Here is a 21,699-nt window from a genome sequence, read left to right on the forward strand (position 1 = left end):
CGCAGAGCGGTTGGATGAGCCGCCCCCTCCTCGATCGAACCGAGTATTTTAATGTCATTTGAGAGCTATTCGTACACACCTGCCCTCCCATGTCCGCCGAGGACCCCGCTCTCAGACGCCGGATCCTGATAGCCACCGCCCTCGTGGTCCTCCTGCCGTTCGGATTCATTTACGCGTTCGTGGCCGCGATCAACCACGTGCTCCTCCCGTTGCTCGAGTCGTTCGGTCACGGACCGTACCACGGTCGCGTCTACGTCAGTCCCCTGCTGGCTGTCGTGATCGTCGCCGGCGGACTCGCGACACAGGCCTGGTTCGGCCCGTCGACGGTACTTGGAACACTCGGTGCTCGCCGCGTCAGTCCCGAGGAGCGCCCGGAGCTACACGCCAGGGTGACCCGGTTGGCACAGGCTGCAGACGTCGAGCCTCCCGACGTCGCCGTCGCGAAAAACGACGCCCCGAACGCGGCTGCAGTCCGCGGACCGACCGGCGCCTCGATCCTCGTGACGACCGGGCTGCTCGACCGGCTGGACGAGACGGAACTCGAGGCCGTCCTCGCCCACGAAATCGCCCACCTCAAGAACCGCGACGCGACCGTCATGACCGTCGCCTGGCTGCTGCCGACAGTCACCTACTATCTGGCGCTCGCGGCGGCGTATCTGCTGTACGGGACCTACCGTGCGCTCGGCTCCGGACGCTCATCCGGCCGGAGTAGCGACGGGCTGGCGAAGGCGGTGCTCGTCCTCACGGTCACCGCCGTCGTCACCATCGCCATCTCGGCGATGTTCTGGGCGGCAAGCGTGCTGATCCATCGGATCCTCTCTCGGTACCGTGAATACGCCGCGGACCGTGGTGCGGCGGCGTTGACCGGCGAGCCGGCCGCACTCGCGAGCGCGCTCCGAACGCTCGAGGCGGAGATGCCCGACGTCCCGGATCGGGACCTCCGGAAACTCGACGGCGGCGCCGAAGCGCTGTACGTCGCGCCGCTTTCGGGGCGCTCGTTTACCGACGCGGATCTCGTTTCGACGGACATCTTCCCCGACACCCACCCGCCGACCGAAGAGCGCATCGATCGGCTCCGCGAACTGGCAGGTGAACTCGAATGAACTGGAATCGACGACGGCTCCTCGCCGGACTCGCGACCGGGACCACAGCAGGGGTCGCCGGCTGCGGATACGCACCCGGCGGCGGCGACGTCCGGGGCGAGGCGTCGCTTCTCACGGGGATCGGAGGCCCGGGCGGCAGCAACCGCTTCGACGTTGCCGGGAACTGGGTCGCCGCCGCAAGAAGCGGCCAGCAGTGGGTGGGCGAGTTCGGCGACCGGTCGTTCGACACAGCGACGACCGTCCGCATCTCCGACCGGGACGGCAACGAGATCGGCGAGTTCGTTCACCTCGAGCCGTCCCGGGACCTGGCGCTCGGGGAGCGGCTCTATCTCCTCGATGAGGCCAACCGCCTCGTCGCCACCGATCCGATCTATGACGGTGAAGATGGCGAGGACAGCGAGGACGGCGAAGCCAACGAGGTCGGTGACAACACCGACGGTATCGAAGCGGCATGGCGCGTGGAACTCGACGAGCCGGACGCGCCGATCGCCGCCCGTGACGGGACGGCGTACGTGCCCGACGGAAACCGACTCCTCGCGGTTCGAGAAGGCACCGTCGTCTGGGAACGGGACGTTGCAGAACCAGTGGAGACACTCCGCGTTGGAGACGGGATCGTGCTGGCGTCGACCGAGTCGGCGGCGCTCGCGCTGGATGCCGACGGCGAGACCATCTGGGAGTTCGACATCGACGGCCCGGCGACGTTCGCGACGACCGGGGAGCAGACTGCGGAGGGGATGACCGTCGTCCGGGCGCGCGGGAGGCTGTTCGACGACCAGGACGACCTCGCAGTCGTCGACACGCTAAACGGGGAGGTACACTGGTCGACGAGCGTTCGAGGTGGGAGCGCCCGGCCGGCTATCGCCGACGGTGGGGTTCACGTCGTGACTCACGGAACTGTGACCGCCTACGATCTGGAGGACGGTGTCCGCCGATGGGAGAGTGGCGACGTCGGTGCCACTGCCCCGATCGTAGCCGGACCCGCTGGGGTCTACTCGCTCGGGGATAACTGTGAGGCGATCGGGGCGGATGCAGACGGCCGACGCTGGAGTCACACTCTCGACCGCCGGAACTGTGCTGTCGTCGACGGCTGGATCGACGGTGAGACGGTCGCGTTTCTGCTCGAAGCCGGCGGGATCGTCTGGTTCCAACGGGTCGATGAAGAGCCGGGACTCCTCTTTTGAGGTCCCCGACACGCCGCCGGTCAGTCGATACTCACTCGATTTCTGGGCTCTCGGTCTCGGTCTTGCCGGTGAGTTCGATCTCGATTTCGAGTTCCGGTTCGCCATCACCCTCGAATTCGATCTCCAGTTCCACCGGCTCACCGAACGCGAACGGCAACTCCCAGTCGTCGCCAGTGATCGTTAGTTCCTCCCCCTCTTTGAGCTGTTCGCCGAGTTCGATCAGGAACTCACCCGCATCTTCCGCGCTGACGTAGTACTCCTCCTCGAAATAGCCGTCAGTGATCGTTTCAATCGTCGGTTCCGCGTCGTCAGTCGGGACTTCGGGCATGGTTCAGTCGACACTTGCCGCCCAAGATTGATAAATTTTCATTGGAATAATATCTCTATATGGATTCGCTCGAACTGCTCGGCTCGAAAACGCGGCTCGAACTGCTCCGTGCACTCTCCCGGCGCGACATGTACGTCTCCGAACTCATGGAAACCGTCGGGATGGACGGGAAAACGGCGACACACCATCTCGACACGCTGACTCGAGCCGGACTGCTCGACTCGTATAAAGAGGGGCGGAGACGCTACTACACGTTAGTCCGGGACGTCCGCCTGGAGATTTCACCGTCCCCGGACCGACGGTTCGTCGTGCAGTTCCCACACGCTCTCGAAGAGAGTGACTCGGAACCGAACGGTTCCAGCGAACGAAAGAGCTGCCAGTGACGACGGATCCGGACGGCACCGAGTCGAACATCGCAGGAGGGATTAGGAAAGACAGTTCCGTCCCCGCGGTGGGTTCGGCGCCAGATGAGACTGCTACTTTTTATAGCGACGAACCGCCCGAACACCGTAGTGAGCGAAAGCGTAGCCGACCAGAGCGAAGACGACCGCTATGATCGCGTTTCCGGCGAGGAGCCGAACGAGGATCTCACGCCCTGCGGTCAATCCGATCTCTGGATTCGTAATACCGGGCGGCGAGCCGAGCAGTATCGTCCCGAGGATGAAACTCATCGAGTACACCCCAGTTTTTGCGACCGGATTTAAGACCACGACAGCAGCGAACAGTGCCAGGTTGTTCGCCCACGCGTACCGATACCCGATGGCTGCGAGGACGATCAGTCCGGTTCCGAGCGTCGGCAACGTCGTCATGAACACGCCGATCGCAAAGCTCACAGCGATGAAGTGAGGTGGGTGGTCCTGTGAAAACGTCGCTCGAAGGCGCGTCTGCACCCGTTCGCGATACCCGACGACGCGATCCCGGATCATTACACTCTCGCTTCCGTAAAAGCGGTTTTCGTACCCAGAAGGTTAATCCTCCGTATTGTGTTCGGGCCCTGTATTCTGGAGAATCCGCGAAATCGAGCTCTCCGTTCGGTTCGGTTCGACGAACCTCGAACTCACTCCCACTTTTCGGGCCACAGCCCGGCCGCGCGCATGCCGACCTCGAAGTCGGCCTCACGGAACGCCTCCGAGAGTTCGACGTCGTCCAATCGCGGGAGCTCCCGTTCGCCGAGTTCGAACGCCAGAAGCGCCGTCAACATGGCGTGTTCGCGCACGTTTCGGTCGTCCACCTTGTCCCGGGTGTCGGCGTGGGTGTGGCCCCATCCCCGCCCGCGCTCGCCGCTGTCGCTGTGGAGCTGCAGCGCCGGCACACCCCGCCGGACGAACGGCCACTGATCCGAGAACGGATGCGGTTCCGGTTCGATTTCGATCGGCTGGCGGGTCGCCTCCGACACCGCCCGCGCGGCCCCCGCCGTCGCCTCCGAGCCGTGGGAATACGCCACCAGGTTCCGGTGGCGTCCCGCGCCGTCAACGTTGATCACGCCGTGGACGTCAGTCAGGTCGAGCCGCTCAGCGAGTTCCTCTGCGCCCAGGAGCCCGACCTCCTCGCAGCCGACGCCGGCAACCCGGACACCGATCGAGAGCTCGTCTTCGACCGCCGACAGTATCCGGGCGGTCTCGACCACGGTCGTGATTCCGCAACCGTTGTCCAGTGCCCCCTCGGCGATGTCGTGGGCATCGTAGTGGGCGAGCAACAACAGCGTCCCGTCGGTGTCCGGACCGAGACGACCCACGATGTTTCGGCTCGTCCCCGGCGCCGTCGACGCCTCCACCGCGAGGCGAACCTGTCCCGCTTCGCCGGGAGTGTTGACCGCGTACTCTCGGAGCCATGTCCCGGTTTCGCTGCTGACGCCGACCGCCGGAGCAAGGGCCTCCTCGCCGAACGTGAGCGCCCCCGTCGGCGGCAGCTGTCCATCCACGTGGTTTGCGAAGACGAACGCCTCCGCACCCTGCTCGATCGCGTAGCCGAACTTCTCGACCCGGTGGATGAACCGCCCGCCCGGCGGGGTCGTCGTCGAGGCGACGGCGATCTGTCCCTCGAGGGTGACGTCGAGGTCGTCGATCTCACCGGGCGTGCCGTACCCCACGTCGACGAGTTCTCCGGTCACCTCGCCCGACGGGGAGTACGGCAGCGCGATCGTCTCGAACGGGCGCTCGCGTGGCGACAGCAGTTCCAGCGTCGACTCCCCTCGCGTCCAGCCGGTCAGCTCGAACGTCTCTTCGGTCACCTCGGCGACGCCGGCGTCCCGGAACCCCCGGGCGACCGCCTCGGCTGCCCGTCGTTCCCCGGAGCTGCCGGCCATTCGGCTCCCGATGGCGGTGATCTCGGTGAGAAACTCCCAGGCTGTCCGATCGGTCCACGCGCGTCCGAGGGCGTCGAGAAGCGCCGAAGGATACGTCCCCGTCGCACCCGCTGTGGACGGTCGCTCGGCGGATTCGTCTGACATGCGGAAACCCACGGGACGGGGGCGCAAAAGACTGCGGAAAGCGGTCGATCAACCTGCGTTCCGATCCGTTTCCGGACCGGTCGTTCTCAGTCGTCGACGATTACCTCGACCGGTCCGTCGTCCTGCTCCTCTTCAGTGTCCGCGTCGCTGCGGGATTCTCGGTCGTGCCACAACAACACCGCGATCACGCCGAGCGCGATCCAGGACCGCCAGTTCGCGAGGTTCAGCGTGTAGCCGATGCCGAACGGCTTCTGGACCAGCATCCCCTTGCCGGGCTGCCAGTACGCCGAGAGCATCCGTCCGAGGCTCGGTCGCTCGAAGTTGTACGGGACGCCGAAAACCTCGCCGGATTCGGGTTTATCTGCCATACGAAGACCAACGTCGGGACGGGATAAATCGTTTGTGTCAGTGTTCGGTTATGATGGCGCCGCATCCCTTGCCGGCCGCCCGAGTGCCGTAACGGCTAAGCGGCCGGCGAAACCACACGGTTGTTATGGGGAGCTTACCGCTGGGCGTGGGACGACTCGACAGGCTTCTCGGCGGGGGGGCGCCGTCGGGAAGCGTCGTCCTGCTGGCCGAGGAGTCGGGTGCCGGCGCACGTGAGTTTCTGTACACGAGCGCAGCGATGAACGCACTGTCACACGCGGATCCGGAGCTGTTTTCGCTGCACTACGGCGACCTCGATCCGGACGTGTCGGTTCCGCCGGAAGTGCACTACATCTCGTTGACAGAGGGATCAGAGTCACTCCGCCGGGATCTGGAATTCACAATGACAGAGGAAATCGTCGACGCGGCCACAGACGAGATCCAGTTCCGAGACTTCTCCCCCGAGTACTTCCAGCTGTCGCCGCTGCCGCGGGACTGGTATCTCGGAGACGCCACGACGATCGGGGACATGGGAGAGCGCGGACGGCGGGAGGGGCTGCTCAGCACGCTGGGGGAGTATCTGAGCGATCACGCGACGGGGAACCTCGTCCTGCTCGACTCGTTGACCGACCTCACGACCGCGAGGAGCGACGAGATGGAACGTGGGTGGGACGACGTCATCATGCTCGTTCGGGGGATCAAGAAAGCCGCCTTTCATTGGGACGGACTGATACTGCTTTTGGTGAGCGAGGACGCGATCTCCGACCAACAGTTCGGCGCGCTGATGGACGCCGCGAGCGGAACGTTGCGGTTCTCCTGGGAGACGGGGGGATCCCAGCGGGCGAGAACGATGGTCGTCCGGGAGTTCCGGGGCGTCCTGTCGCGTCTCGAGGAGGAGGACATCGTGCAGTTCGAGGTGGAGATCCACGAGGGAGGACTCGACATCAGCGACGTGAGGAAGATCCGATGAACCGACACCGCCATCGCTCCGGAGGGATTGAGAATGTCTGACACGGGAGAGAGTACGTCCACACCACAGCTCCGTGAGGATCTGGACGCGTGGCTGGCCGACCGCGTCGAGGGGACCGACAGAACGACCGACAAGGAACTCGAACGCATCGTCGCAGTCTATCGGTTTGCTACCGCCGGTGCGGAGACGGAAGCCGACGACGAAGAACTGCCAGACGCCGAGTCGCTCGCGCGTCTTCCGGACCGTCTCGACGAAACCCGGGAAGATCTCGAACGGGAGATCGAAGACGTTCGGGAGCGCGTGATTCAGGTTCTCGAAAAGACCCACGACCGCGCGGAGAAAGGTCACGCTCACCCGGAACTCGACGACTCGATCGACGACCTTGCGGCCCGGCTCGAATCACTCGAGGAGTCGCTTACTGAACTCGAGAAGTCGATGGCAGCCGAAGAGCTGGGTGCGGAGGTCGATTCGCTCCGGACGGATCTGGAGGCGACAACCGACCGTCTCGAGGGATTCGAGGAACGCCTCGGTGGCGTCGGCGATCACAGCGAGGGGATCGAAGGGAAACTCGACACGCTCGCGAGCGCCATCGTCAGACTTCGAACGCGGACCGACCGGCTGGAGGTGAAGGCCGAAACCGAAGACCGTCTGGACGAACTCAGGCGGGAGGCAAACCGAACGGGCAGCCGAACCGCCGACTGCGGACAGTGCGGTCGGTCGGTCACCGTCGCGCTGCTTTCGGGGCCCAACTGCCCCCACTGCGAGGCGACGTTCCGGGGGCTCGATCCGTCGCGGGGCTTTTTCGGATCGGCGACGCTCGTGGCTGAAGACCGGCCAGCACTGGAAGGAGAGACCGCCCCGGAATCGGACGTCGACGACGAATCCGACGATCCCACGGAGGGCGATCACCATGAGTGATCCGGACCACGATCCCGACGAGAAGGATCAACCGTTCGAGGAGATCGATCAGGACGAACCGTTCGAGGAGATCGGTCGAACGGATCCGTTCGCGGAACTCGACGACGAGGGTGACCCGCTCGAGGATCCGTTCGAGGAAATGGACGACGAGATGTCGATAGAGAACGTCTGGGAGACGCTCGGCGAGGAGGGTGGCGAGGTCGATTCGACGCTCGCTCCCGTCGAGGGAGAAGGCGGTCCCGACGTGGAAACCGTCGAGAAGCGGTCGTTCTGCCAGCGCTGCCGCTACCTGTCTGCGCCGCCGACGGTGGAGTGCACCCACGAGGGAACCGAGATCCTCGAGGTCGTCGACAGCAACAACTTCCGGGTTCAGAACTGTCCGATGATCGAACGCGGCGGGCCGGAGTCGTCGACACGGTGACTCTCGGAAGGGCACGGATCCGTCCGGAGGCGACGCTCGTCATCCCCAGGGTTAACAGTAATGAGGGCCTATCATAGCCGACATGCAGTTCTGTGACGAATGCGGATCGATGATGGTCTCTCGGGACGGCCGAATGGCGTGTACGAACGAGGATTGTGGCGCGACCGCCGATCGGGACGAGGGACGCGCCGCGGAGTTCGTCTCGACGGACGAACAGCAGAACGATGACGTAATCGAAACCGAAGAGGGGTCGAACTTCGAGGGGAAGCCGACCGACGACGACGTCACCTGTGACGAGTGTGGTCACGGCGAGGCGTGGTACACGATCAAACAGACCGCCTCCGCCGACGAGCCGCCGACGCGTTTTTTTAAATGCAAAGAGTGTGGTCACCGGTGGCGGGAGTACAACTGAGTGGTGTACCCGAAGCGATACTTCAGTTCGATACCGATTCCGCGAGGGTTCGGAGGGAATCGATCCGATCCTTCGATACAACTATTACCGAGTGCCAGTCACGAACGAACGCGTAGATGAGCGCCGAGATCACGCTGGCCGCGGACGTCGGAATCATCATCGTGGTGGCCGCGATCGGCAGTCTGGTGGCGAAACAGACGGGGCAGCCGACAATCGTCGCCTACATCCTGGCTGGGCTCCTGCTCGGCCCCGCGGCCCTCGGGATCGTCGAGGTCGGCGCGCTCACCGAAACGATGGCCGAACTCGGGCTGGCGTTTCTCCTGTTCCTTTTGGGCATCAAGATGCGGTTCGAGGACATCCAGCACGTTCTCCGCCCGATCGTCGCGATTTCCCTCCCGCAGATGGCCCTCGTTTCGACCGCGGGGTTTCTCACCGCCTACGGGCTGGGCTTTACCGTCTGGGAGTCCGTGCTGATCGGTCTGGCGGTGATGTACAGTTCGACCGCGGTCGTCATCAAGATGCTCAAGGACAAAGACACCGCAACCTCCCTGCACGGCAAAATCGACGTCGGCGTGTTGCTCGTCCAGGACATCGTCGTCGTGATCATTCTCGCGGTGCTCGCCGCGGGGCGACCCGACAGCGCGGCCGAGATCGCCCTGACGCTTTTCACGGTGCTTGCACTCGTCGCGGGGATCGGGATCGCCGCCGTCGCCGCGTCCAGATATCTCCTTCCAGTGATCTTCCGTCGGATCGCAGGGAACAGGGACGTCTTCTTCCTGATCGCGATCTCGTGGGGGTTCCTCTTCGTGCTGTTCGCCCAGGAGTTCGATCTCTCGATCGAGATGGGCGCGTTCCTCGCCGGACTCTCGATCGCGCAGTTGCCGTACAGCAAGGAGCTACAGGACCGGATCAATCCCCTGACGGACCTGTTCATCCTGGTGTTTTTCGTCTCGGTCGGCCTCCAGCTCGACGCGGCAGACCTCTTCGCCTTCTGGGAGGAGGCCGTCCTGGCATCGATCGTGCTGATCCCGGTCAAGTTCCTGGTGTTTTTCGCGCTCATCGACTGGCAGGATTTCGACGTCGAGACCACGTTCCTCGGCAGCGTCAACATGATACAGGTCAGCGAATTCGGGCTGGTCGTCGGTGCCGTCGCCGTCGCCGGAGGGTTCATCGGCGAACCGGTACTCGGCTTCCTGACGCTGACCGCCCTGTTGACGATGAGCGTCTCCGTCTATGTCATAAAGTACAATCAGCAACTGTACGATCTGGTGTCCCCGTTCCTCGAGCGCCTCGATAGCGCGGACGACCGCGATGTCGAACGCAAGCAGTACCGGAACCACGCTGTCGTCGTCGGGTACGACGACGTGACCGAACCCGCGTTGCCGCTGCTCGCACAGTATTACGACGACGTCGTCGTCGTGGATCGGAAGCCGGACCACATCGAGAAGCTCGAAGCAGCCGGGTTCGAAACCCTATTCGGGGACATCAGTCAACAGACAATCCGAAAGAGCGCCGAACTACCGTACGCGGATTTCGTGCTCTCCTCGTCCGTTCAGCCGGCCGTAAACAGAATGCTCCTCCAGGAGGTGGCCGAAGAAACGACCGTCGTCGTGAAAGCCGAGCGGGTTTCCGACGCCCGTGACCTGTACGATCTCGGGGCCGACTACGTCGTATTGAGTACACACGTCGCCGGCGGCCGACTCGCCGAGTTCCTGGAGGCATATTATCAGGACAGGAACCGCTTCGAAGAGATGCTCCAGACCGACGTCCAGCGCCTGCGAACGTTCGTGTCGTCCGATTCACCGTCCGCTTTCGGGGGTGAAACGGATGACTGAACTCCTGACGGCCGTCGCGATCGTGTTCATCGTCGCCGGCCCGTTCCTCCTCGTGGCCAACCGGCTGGACATCCCTGCGGTCCCGTTCCTTATTCTCGCAGGGATCGTCGCCGGCGTCGGTGTCGACGAGGAGATCACGCTCGAGTTGGCCCAGTGGGGGATCGCGCTTCTGGTGTTTTCCTTCGGCCTCCAGATACAGTTCGACGCCGTTCGAGTCGTCCTTGGTGACGGCGAGAAAGTCGCGATAGCCCAGATGCTGTCCGTCGGTTTGCTGGGCGTTGTCGTCGGCGTCCTGTTCGGTCTCCCGCTCGAACAGGCGATGTATTTCGGGATCGTCGCGGCGTTCTCCTCGACGATCGTGGGTACGGCCCTGCTCCAGCGGGACATCCGAAAGAACCTGGTCCGTGGACGGCTGGCGGAGTCGATGAATTTCGTCCAGGACATCGCGGCAGTGCTCGTCGTCCTCGTGTTGGGTGCCGGCGCGTTCGACGCGGATCTGATCGCCATGCAGGTGGGCTACGGCGTGTTCTTGCTTTTGGCCGCGGTGTTCGTCAACCGGATCCTGTTCGACGTCCTCGAGCGGCTCTCGAAGGGGTCCGACGAACAGCTAATCGTCAGCGTGATCGCGCTGCTCGTGGTGTTTCTCGGTGCCGCGGAGCTGTCCGGCATCTCGATCGTCGTCGGCGCGTTCGCAGCCGGGATCGCCGTCCGGTACGATCCCGACGAGTACTTCGGCGTGTTCGACGGTCTCGTGTCGATCAGGGACTTCTTCGTCGCGATCTTCTTCGTCACGGTCGGCGCCCTCGTGACAGTTCCGACCGTCGAGGTGTTCGCTCTCGCGGTGGGACTCGGGCTGTTGACAGCCGTCGTCAAGCCCGTGGTGACAACCGTGTTCCTGATTTACAGCGGATACGAAGCACGATCGGCGACGCTGACCAGCCTCAGCCTCGATCAGGTCAGCGAGTTCTCGCTTGTCATCGTCATCGAGGCACTCATCCTCGGGATCCTCCTCCAGTCGGTGTTCGATGCGATCATCATCGCCGCCGCCGCGACGATGATCACCTCGAGCCTGAGCCGGGCGTACGACGAACAGATCTATCGTGTGCTCGCCGACTGGCGGCTATTCGAGGGACGCCATGAGAAGATCGACGAGCGGAGTTCGGTTCCCGAGGACCTCACCGATCACGCGATCATCGTCGGATACGGTCGACAGGGACGAACACTCGTCGAGACCTGCGAACGCCTCGACATCCAGTATGTCGTCGTGGAAAACGACCCCACCCGTCTAGAGGATCTCCGATCGGAGTGTGACGCGTACGTCTTCAGCGACGCGAACGAACCGTACGCGTGGGTAAAAGCAGACGTCGACGAGGCCCGGATCATCGTTTCGACGGTCAACTCGCCGCCGGTCTCCGAATACCTGTTGCGGTTCGCGAACGGAACCGACCTGATCCTCCGTACTGACGACGTCGAGTTCGCTCGGGATCTCCTCGATCGGGGTGCGATGTACGTCTGTGTCGACGACACGCTCGCATCCGAACAGCTGATCGAATATATCGAGCGGCTCGAAGACGGGTCACTACCCCAGGAGACGTTGCGGAAAGAGCAGATCGCATCGCTCAGTGACCTCGCGTAGCGAACAGTTGCCGGGAGGAAACCATCCCGAACAGGTCCCTCGACTCGGCGGATAGTCAGCCCTAAGAGTCCGGCACCCTCACTGTTCGTCGATGGAGTCGCCCCGAACGAGGAACCGCTCAGGGCTGGTCAGTCGGGCCAGACAGTTGCCGGAGACGTCCCTCCGGACGGCGTTCGACGCCCTCTCTCCGCCGCGGATCGTCTGGGGTCCCCCCGAGGGAGCACTCGTCGTTGCCGGGGGAGCGGCCGCCACGATCGAAGCGAGGGAGGGGAACCGCTTTCGCGAAGTCGCGTCGGCGACCGAGGCGCTGTTCGACTCGGGTGACGTCCACGCGGGAACCGAGGCGGCTCGGCCGCGGGTGTTCGGCGGCTTCTCGTTCAACAACGGCGACGGGAAATACCGCGAGAGCGACGGCGGATCGCCGTGGGACGGATATCCGGACGCGCGGTTTCTGTTGCCCCGTGTGCAGGTCACGATCACCGATCGCGGCGCGTGGCTGACAGTCACCGATGCTGGCGAGAACGCCCGGGTCGAGGACGTCGAGCGGCGACTCGACGCCGAGTTCGACCGACTGACCGGAGCGACGTCGACAGGGACTCGCTCGTCTCCGCCGGGGATCGCCGAGCGACGGCGGACCACGACCCGCGAAGAGTGGAGTTCGTCGATCCGATCGGCGCTCGACCGGATCGAGCGAAACGAACTCACCAAGGTCGTGTTCGCCCAGGCGCTCGAAATCGACCTCGAGGGACAACTGGATCCCGCCTCGACTCTGGACCGGCTCGGCGAGGCGTATCCGGACTGCTACCGCTTCTGTTTCGAAACCCCGGACGGCGAGGCGGCGTTCTTCGGGGCGACGCCGGAACGGCTGGTCTCGCTGCGCGGTCGGACAGTCGAGACCGGCGCACTGGCCGGCACGATCGGTCGCGGCGAAACCCCCGCCGAAGACGAGTGGCTCGCAGAGCAGCTTCGAACGGATCCGAAAAACGCCCACGAACACGAACTGGTTGTCGAGGCGATCCGGGAGCAGCTGTCCCCGTTTTCGGCCTCGGTCGCGACGGGAGACCGACGGATCAAGCGACTCGCGACCGTCCAACACCTCTGGACGCCGATAACCGCGGAACTGACCGACGACCGCGGCGTACTGGAACTCGTGGAGGCGCTCCACCCGACCCCGGCGGTCGGCGGCGTTCCGCCCGAACGCGCACTCGAGACGATCGGGGAGACGGAACCGTTCGACCGCGGCTGGTACGCCGCACCGGTGGGGTGGGTCGACGCCGCCGGCAACGGCGAGTTCGCGGTCGCGCTCCGGTCGGCGCTATCGACCGGGTCGAGAGCGACGCTGTTTGCCGGCGTCGGCGTGGTCGGCGACAGCGATCCCGACGAGGAGTGGGACGAAGCTCAGCTCAAGTTCCAGCCGGTTTTGAACGTCCTCGATGACGGCGACGAGAGAGAAGAGACGTAGTCCCCTCTCCCCTTTTTCCACTCCCCATCGCACCAGAGGAGTATCTTCGAGAACACTACTGGTACATTCGAAGCGGCTGCACCTGGGTGCTCTCCTCGCCGCCGCCCTGCATCTGCTGTGCGAGCTGTTCTTTCGCCTGTCTGATCTCGTCTGCGCGATCGACGAGGTCGTCGACGGGAAACTCCATCCCCGTCAGCGGTTCGATCCCCTCCGTGATGACGATCCGGGCAGCCTCCGGATCGGGGAACTGCGGGTCCGATTCGACGACGAACCCGACCGCGGTCGTGTCGTGTTCGACCGCGTGAGCCAGCATCGCCCCTGTCGGCCCGGTCACGATCCCGGTTTCGGTCGGGTCGCCGATGTCGACCTCCGAGAGCAGCCGTCCGCCGTCCCCCGCACAGATCCCGTACAGCTCCGGCGGTTCGGCGTCCTTTTCCCGCGGGATGCCCGAGAGATACACTGGAGTGACGCCCTCCTCGTCGAACCAGCCCTGGATGCAGTTTGCGATCTCCGTCGCCGCGTCCGGCGAAACCGGGATGTCGCTTTGCAGCACGAGCAGGTCGCCGGCATCATTTGCGTACAGTCTGAGCGGTGTCGAGAGCGTCGGGTCCCCTTCCTCGTATCGAGCGACGGACGGAAGTCCGGTACAGTGGACGTCCGCGTGTTTGGTCATTCCGAGCGCCTCGATCAGGTGGTCGGCAGCGATCTTGCCGACCAGTCCAACGCCCGGAAGCCCCTCGATCATGTACGGTTCCGCCAGTTCGACGTCGTTCTCGAGGATTCGAACGTGTGCCATACTCGGGACAACTCGGCGGGAGCTATAAAGTGTGGTGCGCGAGTGCAGACCCCACGACACGGGCTGTGAGGCCGAACAGGGACCGTTTCCCACGGTTGACTCCGAAACCGACAAACGCCTCCCCGCCGAGGGAGGAGTATGAACCCACTCGAGCGGTACGAACCGCTCGTCGACGACCCGGCGGCGTTCCGGGCCGCCTGTGACCGTCCGCTCCCGTCGGTCGTCCGCGTCAACACGATCAAGGCGACCGTCGAACGAGCCCGGCAGGGGCTCGACTCCGAGGGCGTCGAGTACGACCCCGCCGACTGGCACGAGGGACTGTTCCGGCTCGACGGGCACAGCCCCGGGCGCAACTGGGCGTACGTCCACGGCTGGCTCCACGGCCAGGAGGAGGTGTCGGTGTTGCCCGGCGTTGCACTCGCCCCCGAACCCGGCGAACGCGTACTCGACCTCTGTGCGGCCCCGGGGAGCAAGACGAGCCAGCTCGCGGCCGCGATGGACGACCGCGGAACGCTGGTCGCCAACGACAACAACCTGGGCCGGCTCTCGGCGCTCCGGCACAACTGCGAGCGCCTCGGCGTCACCAACGTGGCGGTGACGAACCAGGACGGGCGGAACTTCTCGGTGAAACCGTTCGGCTTCGAAACGTTCGACCGGGTTCTCGTCGACGTCCCCTGCTCGTGTGAGGGGACGTGTCGAAAGAACCCGGACGTCCTCGAGGAGTGGTCGCTCGATCACGTGGAGTCGATCGCCGGAATCCAGAAGGGGCTGCTCCGGCGGGCGGTCCAGCTGACTGCGCCGGGCGGTCGAGTCGTCTACTCGACGTGTACCTTCGCCCCCGAGGAGAACGAAGCCGTCGTCGATCACGTACTCGAACTCGAACCGTGTCGGGTCGAGCCCGTCGACCTGCCGCTCGTGACTGCCGAGGGCGTCACCGAATGGAAGGGGGAAACGTACGACGAACGCGTCCGGGACACCCACCGCGTGTACCCTCACCACAACGACACCGGCGGCTTCTACTGTGCGACCCTGGAGGTGACGGGATGACAGACGAACCGGAGTCGGCCGACGCTCCCACGAACGACGGACAGCGGTTCGACAGACTGCCCGAAACTGCCGAGGAACGCAGGGTCCCCGGACGAGCCACGCGGGCGGAGGTGCTCGAGTGGTGGGACGACCGGTTCGGAGTACCGCCGTCGGCGTTCGACGAGCACAGCTTCTGGGAGAAGGGCGCCGGAAAGATCTGGGCGTACAGCGGCGAGGCCCCCTCGCCGATCGAGATCGAGGGGCTCGGACTCGCGTTCCTTCGGACGAGACAGGAACACTGGAAACCGACGACGAACGCCGTCCAGCGGTTCGGCGGCGAGGCCAGTATAAACGTGATACAGCTCGAGGGCGAAACCGCGACCCGGTTCCTCGCGGGGGAAGACCAGGAGATCGACTGGGACGGCGACTGGGGGTATCTGATCGTTACACACGAGTACGCGGGCGAGCCGGAGCCGATCGGTGTCGGGCTGTACCTGTACGGGGAACTCAGATCGGTGGTTCCGAAAGGACGGCAGGAGTCCCTCGAACCGCTATAAAACGGTCTGCGCTGGTGCAGGGAGTCAGTCCCTCCACTCACCACCAGAACGAAAACAGCACCCAGAACGTCGCGTACGCGCCGACCGTCGAGATGATGGGAACGAGGTTCTGCATCACGATCACCCGACCGGTGGTAGTCGGGTCGAAGAGATCCGCAGCCGAGGGGATGTCTTCCGGCTCCTCCTCGCCGATTCCGGGCGCCTCCTCGCCCGGCTCGTCGGCCGCGAGAGCCCCGACGGAGACGGTCGGCTGCTCTTTGCCCCGGAGCCCCTCCGAGACCGTGACCGAACGGGTGGCCCGTCCCCAGCCGAGGCCGACGATCGACATCGTCGCAATGATGACGAACGACGCCGGGATCCCGATCGCGGAGAGCCCGACGACGATCGCAGACGAGACGACGGCGACGACGATCGCCGCCGTGAGTGGGAGGTCAGTGATGTCGTTTCCGAGCGTGTCCAGCGTCCGGCGGGCGATCGTGAACGCACCCACCGCGACCGCGGCGCTGCCCAGCAGGATCAGCGGGTCCATCTCGACGCCCGCGCCGTACAGGGGAGCGATCGCGTTCGCGATGTTCGACGTACCCGAGGAGAACGCCATCAGACAGCCGATACTTATCAGGATCACGACGCCGACGAACTCCCGGGTGGTCGTCTCCGGTCCCTTTCTGGGAACAGGAACCGCCCCCGACCGATCGAGTTCGATCAACGCGCCCTCGGTTTGCGTGATCGACACCCAGCGGTTGATTCTCGTATAAAAGTACCGGCCGATTACCCCGGAGACCCAGAACCCGATGATCGGCGCGACGATCCACCAGACGGCGATCTCCCCCATTACGGCCCAGTTGAGTTGTCCGGTCGCAATGCCGAGACCGGCGATCGCGCCGACGGCAGTCATCGACGTCGACGCTGGAACGCCGAAGTAGTTACCGATAAACAGCGCCCCGCCGATGAAAAACAGCACCACGATGCTCGCCTCGATGGTGAAAACACCCGGATCGTGAACGAGTTCCTGCCCCAGCGTGTCGACGACGCGCCGGCCGATCGTCCACGCGCCCACGAGAAAGAACACCGACATCAGCGCGGCCGCCATCCCCTTCGAGATGACGTCTGCACCGACCGCGGGCCCGAACGCCGGCCCGGTCGTCGCGCCCCCGATGTTGAAACCGACGAACAGGGCGACGACGAGCCCGATCAAAAGAAGCGGTTCGATCATAACACAATCGATCACATCCGCCGGGTTAAAAGATGCGACTTTGGGAAAGAGCTACCAATCTCCGTTGCGTATCACGACCGAACTGACGGGAACCTCTCTTCGAGGAGGACGGACCAGTGAACAGACGGGAGTTCGCGGTCGCGCTGTTCGTGCTCGCGAGCGTGGCGGCAGTGACCGTCGGCATCGGTGCCGTCGCCCTGGCTGTCGATAACCCCGAAGCGGGGGAGGACCGAACCGCGACGATCGACGACGACGGATCGATCGCGGCGGTCCACGAGGCAGGAGTGACCGGCGAGAACGTTTCGGTCGGCGTACTCGACGTCACCGGGTTCGATCAGGACGCGATAGACGGGGAGATCGCCGGAAGCGAAACGTTCGGCGACGGACAATCGGTCGACGGCGGAGACCGTCACGGTACGGCGACGGCGATGACGGTCGCCCGGACCGCCCCCGACGCGGAGCTGTATCTCGCCACGTTCGAAACACCCGACGACTACGCGTCAGCCCTCGACTGGATGCTCGAACGCGACGTCGACGTGATCGTGACCCCGGTGGCGTACGCCGGGACGCTCGGAGACGGGACCGCCAGCCTCGACCGGGCAACGAGGGATGCAGTCGATCGGGGTGCCGTGGTCGTCGCTCCGACGGGGAACTTCGCGGCCGGCCACTGGTACGGGGAGTACGAGCCGACCGACGAGGGCCTCCACGAGTTCGAGGTCGGACCACTCAACGAAGTGCACGGTCCACCGGGGAGGGCCGAATTCTGGCTCGCGTCGGACGCTCCCGGTGACTACACGCTCGAACTCCACCGCCTGGAGGACGACGAAACCGAACTCGTCGCTCGGTCGGTGGCCCACCGGAACGAAAGCCAGCGGTTGACCGTCCAGCTCGACGACGACCGCTACGCGATTGCAGTCAGAGGCCCCGACGGCGCCGAGGTGGACGGGGATGTCATCGACGGGGACGGGAACGAAATCCGGGTCGCGACCACGACGCACGCGCTGGCCGACGCCCGTCCGGAACGGAGCATACCGTCCCCCGCAGCCGCCCCGGGTGTGATCGGCGTCGGCGCGATCGATCCGACGACGGGTGAGGTGGAGCCGTTCAGCGGACGCGGTCCGACCGCTGACGGGAGGCTGGGCGTCTACGTCGTCGCGCCGAGCAGTCAGCCCACGGACGGGGGACCGTTCGTCGGCACGTCCGCATCCGCAGCCTACGTCGGCGGCGTCGCCGCCCTCGTCGTCGACGTCGGACCGGAACTGGAGCCGGACGAAGTGCGCTGGACCCTCGCGTCGACAGCCGGCTCCCAAAACGGCGTGGACACGCGGGCAGGACACGGCCGGGTCGATCCGGCAGCCGCGATCGCCGAGGCCGCAGAGCGCTCCGATCGGAACGACGAGTAGCGACGAACGGTCGCTCAAACCGGGATTTAACCTACGGAAAGGTATGTGTCATTCGAAAACGAACTGGTGACCGATGTCGACGCTCACCGATATCCTCCCGACAGGTCCACCGACGTCGGAGGCCCGCACCCGGATCGTCGAGATGGACGCCGAAGAGGCAGACGACGTCCTCGACGTCCTCGCGAGCGACACCCGCAGGGACGTGTATCGGCGTCTGCTGGAGGAGCCGGCGACCACCTCCGAACTGGCCGACGGCCTCGACACCTCCCTCCAGAACGTGTCCCACCACGTGTCTACCCTCGAGGACGCCGAACTCGTCGAGGCTGTGGGTCGGCGCTACTCCGAAAAGGGAAACGAGATGGTCGTGTACGGTCCGACCAGCGATCCGCTCGTGTTCGTCGGGCGAGAGGAGCTCCACTCCCGGCTCGATCGGTCGCTGTCGGACGTCGTCGCGGGCATCGGGTTGCTCGCCGGCGGAGCGCTGTTCGTCCAGTGGGGCGCCTACCAGCTGTTCTCCCCGGATCGGGCGGCGGCGACTGCGATCGATCCCGCGAGCTATGCGGGCGGGTCGAACGACGCCGGCGGGTTGCTCGTGTGGCTCGTCTTCGAGGCTGGCGAGCCGGGACTGCTCTTCTTTTTCGCCTGTCTGCTCGTCGCTGCGGTCGCGACGGTGGCGTGGCGACGGTGACTACAAAAAGCTAAAGCGGTGTGTCGGTGTGCGAGGCTACTGACGGCGGCCGATTCCGAGGATTAGCCCGATCCCGAGGACCGCGATACCGGCCCCGGCGACGAGTGCACCGATGCCTCCGAGCGCGTCTCCCGGAATAGAGAGTGTCCCGTCGTCGGACTCGCCATCGTCGATCTGGGTATCTGTTTCGCCGTCGCCACCGTCACTCGCACCGTCGGTGGACTCGACGACGACGCCGGGCGCCGATCCCTGTACGTCGGGATCGTCGTCCGCCCGCACGTGGACAGTAAATTCGGTTCCGGGTGAGATTTCGTCGAGATCCACAGTGACCTCGAAGGTGCCGTGTTCGTCGACGGTGGTCTGGTTCGTGACGAGGAACGAGATGCCGTCCGACTCGCCGCGGACCCGAACGCTGACAGATTCGCCCTCCTCGAGGTCAGCCTCCCCGGCGATCCGCTGGTCGGGTGCGGCCTCGAGTTCGAGCAGGTCGCCCTCGTACACGAGAACGACACCGTGACTCTCCTGAGTTCTGTCATCGTCATCCGATTCGCCGGCCGTCGAATCCACGACTGTCCCCGTCGTGGAGCCGACCGTCTGGTTGTCGTGGCGGGCAGTCACCTCGAAGTCGGCACCGGGCTGGACGTTGCTCGCGTCGAACGTCGCCTCGAACCGCTCGTCCTCGACGACGGCCTCCTCCGACAGCAGGAACGCCCCGTTTCCGGTCGACCTGACTCGGACCTGTATCCGCTCGCCGTCGTCGAGGTCCGCCTGACCGGCGATGGTCTGACTCTCGTCGGGTTCGAACTCGTCGATCCGGTCGAACACGACGATCGGTTTCACTTCCAGAACGGCGTGATCGAGGGTCTCGTTGCCGACGGAAATCCGCAGATCGTGGAGCCCGCCGGGCGGCCGGTCCCGCTCGAGTTCGTTCGCGTGGACCGCGACGTTCTCGAGGCCAGCGTTCTCCGCCGAGAGATATTCGTCGGGATCCTCCGCGCGAACGTCTCCGGTGGCGAGAAGGATCCTCACGTCGTCGTCGTGATCGACGACGGTCGCTTCGAGGTGGAACTGGTCACCCATATCGATCTCGATCTGGAAGGGATCCTCGCCGGGCGCGTCGATCCCGAGCGTCGCCTTTTCGGGGGGCGCAACGCTTACGAGCTGTTGATCGAATTCGGGAGTTTCGGTCGTCTCGTTCTCGGTCGTGTTCGTCTTCGTGTCCGCTGCAACCGTTGCGGGAACCGCGAGGGCAGCCGCGACTGCGAGGACTGCAACGAGGAGCACTGCGCGCCTCGAGTCCAGCCCGGTCACAGCCTGTTGGAGGGTTTCGGGCATCGTTTCCCCGTAGGACGCAATCCGTAGTTAAACCAGGGATAGCTAAAACGAAGCGTTGAGCGATGCCCATTTCGGCATGCTCGGACGGCGTCAGGACGTGTACACGTACTCGTCTTCGGTCAACTGTGCGTACGCGCCACGGAGCTTCCGCTTTTGCCACTTGTATGAAAGCACCAGTTTGGCGGCCTGGAACCCGGCCGAATACGTCCGCTCGACGAGCCCCCTCCCGGCCTCAGCCGCGAGCATCGCGTCGGCACACGAGATGACACGATCCCAGTCGTCCGGCGTGTATCCGCGAACCACCTCTGCCATCGTGAGGTTCCGGAGCACCTCGTCCCCGATCGCCTCGTGCCAACGGTCGTTGTAGGTGGAGAGGTCCCCAGCTGCGGCCAGTTCGCCGGCGATCGCGCCGGTCCGGACGGCGACGTGATCGCCCCCCTCGTGGAACGCCGACGTCGACCCCATCGCCCCGCCTGCCACGGCGATCCCTGCCTCCACCGGCGATTCGATCGGGCTGGTCGAAGAGATCGAGTACGTCTCCGTGCCGTTCCGTTTTCCGGTCCCGTCGACGATGGGGAACTCGTCCTCGATGTCGTACTTGTCGCCGTACTGCCACTCCAGCAGCCGATGGATGTACTCGCTGCCGCCAGGGATGCTGTCGTCTTCGGGGCGGAGCAACCTGTAGGAATCACGGGCCTCGACGTCGTCGATGTCGAGGCCGATCGGCATCGTCAGCCCGACGCGACACACCCGATCGTTGTTCGGAAACACCCACGGATAGGCGGTGTGGCCGGGCATCACGCCCCACCAGAACCGAATGCTCGCGTCGACGTCCGCGAACGCCTCCTCGGGGAATCGCCGGTACTCCTGATAGGCGATGTGGTTGACGTCCCGCGAGGCGAGAATCTCCGAGGCAGTCCGTCCCTCGGGGAGGAACCGATCGAGCACGCGGTTCGTGACGGTTCGCTGGGGGCCGTCCGCGAGCACGAGGAAATCGGCGCCGATCGTCTCGCCCGACGCCAGATCCATCTCGTGTCTGGGATCGGCAGTCCCCGGACCGGCCGAGAGATCTGTTCGAACGTCCTTCACCGAGACGCCGACACGATACTCCGCACCGGCGTTTTCGGCCCGTTCCCGGAGCCAATCGTCGAACCTGGCCCGGTGGAAGGTGTAGCCGAAATGCTCGTACGAGGAATCGATCCCAGTCCCGTACAGCGTCGCCTTCGTGTTCGGCCCGACGAACTCCGCTCGATCGAGCGTGCGCTGGACGACCCCGTCGGGGAACTCGTCGGGATGGATCCCCATGATATCGACCCAGTAATTCAGGATACCTGCGGCGTCCGTCGAGTCGGGACCGAGCCCCTCGCGGTCGGCGCGGGGGACGCCCCTCTCGCAGACGAGCGTCTCCGCTCCACCGCTGGCGGCCGCATGTGCCGCCGAAGAGCCGGCCGGTCCGCCTCCGACGATCGCGACGTCGACGCGTTCCATACACGCTACCGGCGCCGTTTCAGTATTAAACCCACGGAAGCTGAATAGTCCCCGTACCGCAGGCGAAATCCACAGCCGACACCGATCCCTATCGAAAGATCATCAAAAACGA

Annotated in this window: 22 protein-coding genes; 14 read left to right on the forward strand and 8 right to left on the reverse strand. The window is 64.8% G+C overall.

Going from position 1 to position 21,699, the window contains the following annotated elements:
• The first annotated feature begins 89 nt into the window (after nucleotides 1-89).
• On the forward strand, nucleotides 90-1,103 hold the full coding sequence (locus AArcSl_RS01345) for a M48 family metalloprotease (protein ID WP_119813978.1): 1,014 nt from the start codon (nucleotides 90-92) through the stop codon (nucleotides 1,101-1,103).
• On the forward strand, nucleotides 1,100-2,284 hold the full coding sequence (locus AArcSl_RS01350) for an outer membrane protein assembly factor BamB family protein (RefSeq protein WP_119813980.1): 1,185 nt from the start codon (nucleotides 1,100-1,102) through the stop codon (nucleotides 2,282-2,284). Before AArcSl_RS01345 ends, AArcSl_RS01350 begins: the two co-directional genes overlap by 4 nt.
• Nucleotides 2,285-2,315: 31 nt before the next feature.
• Here AArcSl_RS01350 and AArcSl_RS01355 read toward each other — a convergent pair whose 3' ends face one another.
• A complete protein-coding gene (locus tag AArcSl_RS01355) occupies nucleotides 2,316-2,612 on the reverse strand; it encodes an amphi-Trp domain-containing protein (protein WP_119813983.1) in 297 nt (98 codons plus the stop codon).
• Nucleotides 2,613-2,671: 59 nt separating this feature from the next.
• Between AArcSl_RS01355 and AArcSl_RS01360 the strand changes: the two genes are divergently transcribed.
• On the forward strand, nucleotides 2,672-2,995 hold the full coding sequence (locus tag AArcSl_RS01360; protein ID WP_119813985.1) for an ArsR/SmtB family transcription factor: 324 nt from the start codon (nucleotides 2,672-2,674) through the stop codon (nucleotides 2,993-2,995).
• A 93-nt stretch (nucleotides 2,996-3,088) separates the two neighbouring features.
• On the opposite strand, the gene AArcSl_RS01365 is transcribed toward AArcSl_RS01360, so the two are convergent.
• The 3 genes from AArcSl_RS01365 to AArcSl_RS01375 all read right to left on the reverse strand — a co-directional run bounded on the left by AArcSl_RS01365 (nucleotide 3,089) and on the right by AArcSl_RS01375 (nucleotide 5,429).
• Nucleotides 3,089-3,538, reverse strand: coding sequence for a DUF2062 domain-containing protein (locus AArcSl_RS01365; RefSeq protein WP_119813987.1), 450 nt, complete (start codon nucleotides 3,536-3,538; stop codon nucleotides 3,089-3,091).
• A 131-nt stretch (nucleotides 3,539-3,669) separates the two neighbouring features.
• Nucleotides 3,670-5,061: a M28 family peptidase gene (locus AArcSl_RS01370; RefSeq protein WP_119813989.1), complete on the reverse strand. Its 1,392-nt coding sequence runs from the start codon at nucleotides 5,059-5,061 to the stop codon at nucleotides 3,670-3,672.
• Nucleotides 5,062-5,147: 86 nt separating this feature from the next.
• On the reverse strand, nucleotides 5,148-5,429 hold the full coding sequence (locus AArcSl_RS01375; protein ID WP_119813991.1) for a DUF5808 domain-containing protein: 282 nt from the start codon (nucleotides 5,427-5,429) through the stop codon (nucleotides 5,148-5,150).
• A gap of 125 nt (nucleotides 5,430-5,554) precedes the next feature.
• Here AArcSl_RS01375 and AArcSl_RS01380 point away from each other — a divergent pair, with 125 nt between their 5' ends.
• The 7 genes from AArcSl_RS01380 (at nucleotide 5,555) to AArcSl_RS01405 (ending at nucleotide 13,081) form a co-directional block, all read left to right on the forward strand.
• On the forward strand, nucleotides 5,555-6,397 hold the full coding sequence (locus AArcSl_RS01380; protein WP_119813993.1) for an RAD55 family ATPase: 843 nt from the start codon (nucleotides 5,555-5,557) through the stop codon (nucleotides 6,395-6,397).
• Nucleotides 6,398-6,430: 33 nt separating this feature from the next.
• The gene (locus AArcSl_RS17290; RefSeq protein ID WP_245883325.1) at nucleotides 6,431-7,315 is read left to right on the forward strand and encodes a coiled-coil domain-containing protein; all 885 of its coding nucleotides are present in this window, start codon (nucleotides 6,431-6,433) and stop codon (nucleotides 7,313-7,315) included.
• Nucleotides 7,308-7,736, forward strand: a complete 429-nt coding sequence (locus AArcSl_RS01385) for a hypothetical protein (RefSeq protein WP_245883327.1) — start codon at nucleotides 7,308-7,310, stop codon at nucleotides 7,734-7,736. Before AArcSl_RS17290 ends, AArcSl_RS01385 begins: the two co-directional genes overlap by 8 nt.
• 82 nt (nucleotides 7,737-7,818) lie before the next feature.
• The gene (locus AArcSl_RS01390) at nucleotides 7,819-8,148 is read left to right on the forward strand and encodes a transcription factor S (protein WP_119813995.1); all 330 of its coding nucleotides are present in this window, start codon (nucleotides 7,819-7,821) and stop codon (nucleotides 8,146-8,148) included.
• 116 nt (nucleotides 8,149-8,264) lie between these two features.
• Entirely contained in the window at nucleotides 8,265-9,983 is a 1,719-nt protein-coding gene (locus AArcSl_RS01395) for a cation:proton antiporter (RefSeq protein WP_119813997.1), read from the forward strand.
• Complete coding sequence (locus tag AArcSl_RS01400; RefSeq protein ID WP_119813999.1) at nucleotides 9,976-11,619, forward strand: cation:proton antiporter domain-containing protein; 1,644 nt, start codon at nucleotides 9,976-9,978, stop codon at nucleotides 11,617-11,619. The genes AArcSl_RS01395 and AArcSl_RS01400 overlap by 8 nt, the downstream gene beginning before the upstream one ends.
• 91 nt (nucleotides 11,620-11,710) lie before the next feature.
• Nucleotides 11,711-13,081 (forward strand): isochorismate synthase, encoded by a 1,371-nt coding sequence (locus AArcSl_RS01405; RefSeq protein WP_119814001.1) that lies wholly within the window; start codon nucleotides 11,711-11,713, stop codon nucleotides 13,079-13,081.
• A gap of 55 nt (nucleotides 13,082-13,136) precedes the next feature.
• Here the strand turns inward: AArcSl_RS01405 and AArcSl_RS01410 are convergent, their stop codons facing one another.
• Nucleotides 13,137-13,877 carry a proteasome assembly chaperone family protein gene (locus tag AArcSl_RS01410; protein WP_119814003.1) on the reverse strand — a complete coding sequence of 247 codons (741 nt, stop codon included), beginning with the start codon at nucleotides 13,875-13,877 and terminating at the stop codon, nucleotides 13,137-13,139.
• Nucleotides 13,878-14,015: 138 nt separating this feature from the next.
• Here AArcSl_RS01410 and AArcSl_RS01415 point away from each other — a divergent pair, with 138 nt between their 5' ends.
• Nucleotides 14,016-14,924, forward strand: a complete 909-nt coding sequence (locus AArcSl_RS01415) for an RsmB/NOP family class I SAM-dependent RNA methyltransferase (RefSeq protein ID WP_119814005.1) — start codon at nucleotides 14,016-14,018, stop codon at nucleotides 14,922-14,924.
• The gene (locus AArcSl_RS01420; RefSeq protein ID WP_119814007.1) at nucleotides 14,921-15,460 is read left to right on the forward strand and encodes a DUF7122 family protein; all 540 of its coding nucleotides are present in this window, start codon (nucleotides 14,921-14,923) and stop codon (nucleotides 15,458-15,460) included. Before AArcSl_RS01415 ends, AArcSl_RS01420 begins: the two co-directional genes overlap by 4 nt.
• A 37-nt stretch (nucleotides 15,461-15,497) precedes the next feature.
• Here the strand turns inward: AArcSl_RS01420 and AArcSl_RS01425 are convergent, their stop codons facing one another.
• On the reverse strand, nucleotides 15,498-16,673 hold the full coding sequence (locus tag AArcSl_RS01425) for an inorganic phosphate transporter (RefSeq protein ID WP_119814009.1): 1,176 nt from the start codon (nucleotides 16,671-16,673) through the stop codon (nucleotides 15,498-15,500).
• 116 nt (nucleotides 16,674-16,789) lie between these two features.
• On the opposite strand from AArcSl_RS01425, the gene AArcSl_RS01430 reads away from it, so the two are divergent.
• On the forward strand, nucleotides 16,790-18,076 hold the full coding sequence (locus tag AArcSl_RS01430; protein ID WP_119814011.1) for a S8 family serine peptidase: 1,287 nt from the start codon (nucleotides 16,790-16,792) through the stop codon (nucleotides 18,074-18,076).
• Between the two features lie 73 nt (nucleotides 18,077-18,149).
• Complete coding sequence (locus AArcSl_RS01435) at nucleotides 18,150-18,764, forward strand: ArsR/SmtB family transcription factor (protein WP_217563489.1); 615 nt, start codon at nucleotides 18,150-18,152, stop codon at nucleotides 18,762-18,764.
• Between the two features lie 36 nt (nucleotides 18,765-18,800).
• Here the strand turns inward: AArcSl_RS01435 and AArcSl_RS01440 are convergent, their stop codons facing one another.
• Nucleotides 18,801-20,099: a BGTF surface domain-containing protein gene (locus AArcSl_RS01440; RefSeq protein WP_119814013.1), complete on the reverse strand. Its 1,299-nt coding sequence runs from the start codon at nucleotides 20,097-20,099 to the stop codon at nucleotides 18,801-18,803.
• Between the two features lie 90 nt (nucleotides 20,100-20,189).
• Entirely contained in the window at nucleotides 20,190-21,587 is a 1,398-nt protein-coding gene (locus tag AArcSl_RS01445) for an NAD(P)/FAD-dependent oxidoreductase (RefSeq protein ID WP_119814015.1), read from the reverse strand.
• Nucleotides 21,588-21,699 lie beyond the last annotated feature (112 nt).

It is taken from the genome of Halalkaliarchaeum desulfuricum (assembly GCF_002952775.1).
In the GTDB taxonomy this organism is placed as follows: Archaea; Halobacteriota; Halobacteria; order Halobacteriales; family Haloferacaceae; genus Halalkaliarchaeum; species Halalkaliarchaeum desulfuricum.

Coding starts and splice junctions, on each gene's coding strand:
- AArcSl_RS01345 (WP_119813978.1), top strand. CDS start 90: ATGTCCGCCGAGGACCCCGCTCTCAGACGCCGGATCCTGATAGCCACC.
- AArcSl_RS01350 (WP_119813980.1), top strand. CDS start 1,100: ATGAACTGGAATCGACGACGGCTCCTCGCCGGACTCGCGACCGGGACC.
- AArcSl_RS01355 (WP_119813983.1), bottom strand. CDS start 2,612: ATGCCCGAAGTCCCGACTGACGACGCGGAACCGACGATTGAAACGATC.
- AArcSl_RS01360 (WP_119813985.1), top strand. CDS start 2,672: ATGGATTCGCTCGAACTGCTCGGCTCGAAAACGCGGCTCGAACTGCTC.
- AArcSl_RS01365 (WP_119813987.1), bottom strand. CDS start 3,538: ATGATCCGGGATCGCGTCGTCGGGTATCGCGAACGGGTGCAGACGCGC.
- AArcSl_RS01370 (WP_119813989.1), bottom strand. CDS start 5,061: ATGTCAGACGAATCCGCCGAGCGACCGTCCACAGCGGGTGCGACGGGG.
- AArcSl_RS01375 (WP_119813991.1), bottom strand. CDS start 5,429: ATGGCAGATAAACCCGAATCCGGCGAGGTTTTCGGCGTCCCGTACAAC.
- AArcSl_RS01380 (WP_119813993.1), top strand. CDS start 5,555: ATGGGGAGCTTACCGCTGGGCGTGGGACGACTCGACAGGCTTCTCGGC.
- AArcSl_RS17290 (WP_245883325.1), top strand. CDS start 6,431: ATGTCTGACACGGGAGAGAGTACGTCCACACCACAGCTCCGTGAGGAT.
- AArcSl_RS01385 (WP_245883327.1), top strand. CDS start 7,308: ATGAGTGATCCGGACCACGATCCCGACGAGAAGGATCAACCGTTCGAG.
- AArcSl_RS01390 (WP_119813995.1), top strand. CDS start 7,819: ATGCAGTTCTGTGACGAATGCGGATCGATGATGGTCTCTCGGGACGGC.
- AArcSl_RS01395 (WP_119813997.1), top strand. CDS start 8,265: ATGAGCGCCGAGATCACGCTGGCCGCGGACGTCGGAATCATCATCGTG.
- AArcSl_RS01400 (WP_119813999.1), top strand. CDS start 9,976: ATGACTGAACTCCTGACGGCCGTCGCGATCGTGTTCATCGTCGCCGGC.
- AArcSl_RS01405 (WP_119814001.1), top strand. CDS start 11,711: ATGGAGTCGCCCCGAACGAGGAACCGCTCAGGGCTGGTCAGTCGGGCC.
- AArcSl_RS01410 (WP_119814003.1), bottom strand. CDS start 13,877: ATGGCACACGTTCGAATCCTCGAGAACGACGTCGAACTGGCGGAACCG.
- AArcSl_RS01415 (WP_119814005.1), top strand. CDS start 14,016: ATGAACCCACTCGAGCGGTACGAACCGCTCGTCGACGACCCGGCGGCG.
- AArcSl_RS01420 (WP_119814007.1), top strand. CDS start 14,921: ATGACAGACGAACCGGAGTCGGCCGACGCTCCCACGAACGACGGACAG.
- AArcSl_RS01425 (WP_119814009.1), bottom strand. CDS start 16,673: ATGATCGAACCGCTTCTTTTGATCGGGCTCGTCGTCGCCCTGTTCGTC.
- AArcSl_RS01435 (WP_217563489.1), top strand. CDS start 18,150: ATGTCGACGCTCACCGATATCCTCCCGACAGGTCCACCGACGTCGGAG.
- AArcSl_RS01440 (WP_119814013.1), bottom strand. CDS start 20,099: ATGCCCGAAACCCTCCAACAGGCTGTGACCGGGCTGGACTCGAGGCGC.
- AArcSl_RS01445 (WP_119814015.1), bottom strand. CDS start 21,587: ATGGAACGCGTCGACGTCGCGATCGTCGGAGGCGGACCGGCCGGCTCT.